General features: G+C 55.8%; 1 protein-coding gene. It reads right to left on the reverse strand.

Annotated features, from left to right (window positions below):
* Positions 1-2,598 (reverse strand): DUF6531 domain-containing protein (locus FDX19_RS05290; protein ID WP_137381885.1); only part of this gene is annotated, 2,598 nt, incomplete at its 3' end.
* Between the last annotated feature and the right edge of the window lie 90 nt (positions 2,599-2,688).

Here is a 2,688-nt window from a genome sequence, read left to right on the forward strand (position 1 = left end):
GGCCACATCATCCAGTTGCCAGGCGACAGGTCTGCCGCTCAGCGGGTCGTAGCGGTGCGCCACCCGGCGACCGTTGATGGTTTCAGCGATGACCTGACCGTCGGTGTCGTACTCAAACTCCACCCGTGAATCCGGGGTACGGGCGCTGATAAGGCGACATTCCGCGTCATAACGGAAGTCGGTGGTGGCAATTATCTGCTCCGTTCCCTCCCGCCGTTGCCTTACCTGTCGCTGAAGAAGCCGGTCACCGCTGTCATAATATTCACGGATAATATGGCTGTCAGGATAGTGTGTGGCAGTACGCCGCCCGGCGGCATCGTACTCATAGCGCAGCGTCCGGCCACTGAAATCCGTTTCACTGATAAGCTGACCAGCGGCATCCCGGGTGTAGGTCCAGCATTCTCCGGCGGCATTGATAACCTGTTTGAGTCGGGTCAGTCCGTCATAAATAAAGCGGTAGCACTGACCGTCAGGGCGCGTCAGCGTTTTCAGCAGGCCAAAGCTGCCGTACTCATAGTGCGTGGTTTTTCCTTCACCGTCGGTAAAACTGGCAACCTGTTTTCCGGCACTGTAATCATGTTCCTGTTCAACACCATCTGGCAGGGTGAGGTGGGTGACACTCCCGGAGAGGCTGGCGTGGCGGGTGCTGTGACGGTAAGTGGTTTGCTGTTGTAGCGGGTCACTGACGGTCAGCAGGCGTCCAAGCATATCCTGCTCAAGCCTGATTTCACCCTGTGCCGGATCTGCGATGCAGTTCAGGCGGTGCAGGGGATCGTAGCCATAATGCCAGGTCTCACCGTCCGGCAGTACCTGCCGTAATACTTCGCCGTGGCTACCGTAATGCCAGTGGCAATGCCGCCCCTGAGGGTCGGTCATTTCCCGCAGGCCGCCGTGTTCATCGTAGTGGAACCGCCAGATTTTATTGCCTGCACCCTGAAAACGGATCAGATTGCCCCTGGCGTCATACTCATAATGCAGCATGATGCCCCCCGGCAGTGACAGCCGGGTGATTTCACCGTTGAGGTTATACTGCCAGGTGGTGGTTCGCCCCAGCGCGTCGGTCTGAGACTGCCGTTTACTGTGCGCCCATTCCGTTAGTGTTTCCCTTCCCAGAGGGTCTGCCTCACGGACGACCAGGCCGTCATCGTTATACCAGTAGGTGGTGACGCCGCTTTCTGCGTCGTGATAGCGGCTTTTACGTTCCGCATCATCGTAGGTAAAGCGGTCGTTAAAATAGCCTTCCGGGGTACGGGTCTCTGTCACCCGTCCCTGCTCATCATAGAACAGGTCCACCTGGGTGCCGTCGGCATCCCACCAGTGCAGCATCCGGTTCTCCGGACTCCAGGTGTAACCTTTGTGACTGAACTGAAAGGTGTCGCATTCAGCCAGCATTCCCCGGTCATCATACTGACAGGTGACCAGTCGCTGTATTTTCCCCTGAGAATGAAGGTCTATTGTGGTAACGCGACCGTTCAGGCTGCTCAGCGTCAGCTCATAACCATCGCTGTGCCGCACATGGGTTAAGTGGCCCTGCTGGTAAACGAAGCTGATGGTGTTGCCATAGCCGTCACAGATCGCGGACAGGCGGCGTATTGTCCCGTTGATTTCACCAAAAATCAGTGTCTGGCGGGTCTGGCGGTCAAACACGGTGAGTTCATTGCGAATATCACCGGAGAGCACGTAATGGCCCATGTGACTGTTAACCGCGTCTCTTAATTGTCCGTCGTGGGGCAGGGAGTAGACCAGCGTGACGCCTTCATGATCGGTAAAACGGACCGTTCTGGCGTCAAGCTCGAGAAAACGCGACCATTCGTCCATCCATTTGGGTCCGAACAGGCCACAGACCTGTGAACGGGTGCGGTGAAAGCGGGAGAGGCTGAGCGGTAATGTGCCGGGGAGTGCAAGTACGGAAAGAGGCTGGAGAAAATCCCCTGTGACCATATCAACAGGTTCGCCTGCAACACTACAGTTACCTATTTCTTGTTCAAGTGCATCAGCATCTTTAGGATTCTCCCCTTTTTTAGGAAACTGACCACCGGGGGAATTGGGGTTTTTTGTGGCGGTACTGGTTGCGGCGCTGACATCTTCCGTTGCGTTTGTGGCTTTTGCCGCAGCGGCGGCGGTTTCTGCCGACCGTGTCGCTGCGCCGGCTTCTTCTGCTGCCATTTGGGAGCCATTTCTTGCCAGCAATGCGCTCCCCAGCAAAGAACCGATAACCAGTTCACTTCCTTTAACCTGGTCAGTATTCAGCGTTTTCCATGTTTCCGCCGCCTCTCCGCCCATTTGCTGGATAGCTGCATCAGATGCGCCAGGGACCCGACTATAAATATCGCCTGCGTGTAGCATCGTAGCGATAAGCTCACTGTTCATTACTCCGTCAGGTGTATCGTCAGTGACAAAATCAGACACCACATCTTTAACTTTTTGTGTCGCTGCTCTTCTGGACTCAGCTTCCTGAACATAGGACTCGCCGAGCATTTCCAGGAAACCTTTTTCTTTCGCTGTTTCCGGGACAACTGGCGGATTTGCCCCCGTCACCGGAACCTGTGGGATGGCGGGCTGACCGCAGATAACGCCGGGGGTATTTTTGTTATTCATCCAGCATATGTCGCCATTGCGCAGTATCGGAAAACCACCTGCTGTGACGCTGGCGCTGTGTTCAAGTGGTTCACAGATGCTACCCACGGT

This window comes from Citrobacter sp. wls619 (assembly GCF_005281345.1).
In the GTDB taxonomy this organism is placed as follows: Bacteria; Pseudomonadota; Gammaproteobacteria; order Enterobacterales; family Enterobacteriaceae; genus Citrobacter.